The organism is Mesorhizobium sp. M7A.F.Ca.ET.027.03.2.1 (assembly GCF_003999175.1).
Classification (GTDB): domain Bacteria; phylum Pseudomonadota; class Alphaproteobacteria; order Rhizobiales; family Rhizobiaceae; genus Mesorhizobium.
Window position 1 is genome coordinate 1 of record NZ_RZOM01001304.1, and the last position, 1,446, is coordinate 1,446.

General features: G+C 60.1%; 2 protein-coding genes and 1 pseudogene. All 3 read right to left on the minus strand.

All coding sequences use genetic code 11. The features are described 5' to 3' along the window. Positions 1–190: 190 nt before the first annotated feature. On the minus strand, positions 191–715 hold the full coding sequence (locus tag EN750_RS34075) for a tail fiber protein (RefSeq protein WP_127267582.1): 525 nt from the start codon (positions 713–715) through the stop codon (positions 191–193). 10 nt (positions 716–725) lie between these two features. Continuing rightward, positions 726–1,232 (minus strand): tail fiber protein, encoded by a 507-nt coding sequence (locus EN750_RS34080; RefSeq protein ID WP_127399261.1) that lies wholly within the window; start codon positions 1,230–1,232, stop codon positions 726–728. Positions 1,233–1,244: 12 nt separating this feature from the next. Beyond that, positions 1,245–1,446: pseudogene (locus EN750_RS41180) on the minus strand (phage tail protein); the annotation flags it as partial.

A 1,446-nucleotide genomic window follows, 5' to 3' on the forward strand; every position in this document is an offset into this window, starting at 1 on the left:
ACCACCATCAGCCGCGACAGTTCGAAAAACGACGTGCCGGCCGGCTTGTGCTGGAAAATGGGTGGAGGGCTGGACGGCGCCGGGCGGGCCCTGGAAGCCGCTTTCGGCGCCGGCGTCTTCGCTGCGGGGACCTTCGACTTCGGTTCTGCGTTCTTGGCCATCGTACGGTCCTGCCCTTTCGGTTCGGAATTCAGCTTCTTGGCGGGAAGACGCCCTGCAGCGCGATGCAGAAATAGCAGGTGAGATAGGGCTGCATGTTGTTGTGCGGCTGGTCGCCGCCGGCAGGGGGGAGCGCTTGAGGGCTCATCTGCGTCAGGTTGGCCGCAGGGGTATAGATTGTTGCGTTGGTGGATTTGGCCAGGCTTCGCGTCGAGGACGGCGCATTGAGTTCGCCTAGGTCGATGTCATGGTCGCGCATTGCGTGGGTGTGGTTAGGAATCTCCGATTCGAGCAGGCTTACCGTTTCCGTACCGTCGGTCTCGCCGAGATCGTGCAGCGAAAGCCCTGGTCCTTGCCCCGGGTGCATCGGCAAGCGGCCCTGAAGGTCGGGCAAGGCAAAATTGCTTTTGCCATTGCCGCCATAGGTCGTGCCCAGCAACGAGAACAATGCCGTGTTCTGCGACAGCGGCAGCAACTGCCCGTCGCACCACGCCCAGCCCCTGGGCGCGAAATAAAAGGGGAAGATTCGGATTTCGGCGACGAACGGGTCAGCCATGATGTCCCTCTCAGGTCGGCGACGGAAAGATGCCGAAAAGTGAAATGATAAAGCTGATGCAAAGATACGGCTGGAAATTGTTGTGCGGCTGGCTGCCGCCAACGGCTGTTACAGCCTGCTGGGCCATGTCGGTATCGGTCGTGTCCTGGATGTAGGGCAAGGCGCCACCGCCAATCTGTGCAACGACCTTCCCGCTGGGACTTGTATCTTGACCAATGTTCAGGGACGCGACCATCGGATGGCTGTGTGAAGGAATCTGGGAAATTGTCAGATTGACTTCCTCCACGCCTCCCGTCTCCGCAAGAATAAAGCCGCTGCCCTGATGGAGCGGAACACGGCCTTGCAGGTCGGGCAGCGCAAAGGTGCTCTGGCCATCGCCGCCATAGGTCGTGCCAATCAGCTGGAAAAGTGTCTCGTTCTCCGAGATCGGCAGAAGCTGTCCCTCGCAGAACATCCAGCCGGCCGGCGCAAAATTGCCGGCAAACATGCGTATCTCACCAACATAAGGCTGTGCCATGATCGCGCCTCCTTAATTCGGCGAAGGGAAAATGCCCTGCAGGGCAATGCAGAAGCTCAGCGTCAGGAACGGCTGCATGTTGAGATGTGCCTGACTGCCGCCGACACTGGTAATTGTGCTCGGGCTCAGCGTCGTCACGTTCGCGAAATCGCTATACAGCCGCCCCGGAACCACCCCCAAAACGTTCCCCGCACCATCCTGGCTGCTACCGGTG

Bases quoted from the DNA above. Each gene is read 5' to 3' on its own strand.
- EN750_RS34075 (WP_127267582.1), bottom strand. From the start codon at position 715: ATGGCTGACCCGTTCGTCGCCGAAATCCGAATCTTCCCCTTTTATTTC.
- EN750_RS34080 (WP_127399261.1), bottom strand. From the start codon at position 1,232: ATGGCACAGCCTTATGTTGGTGAGATACGCATGTTTGCCGGCAATTTT.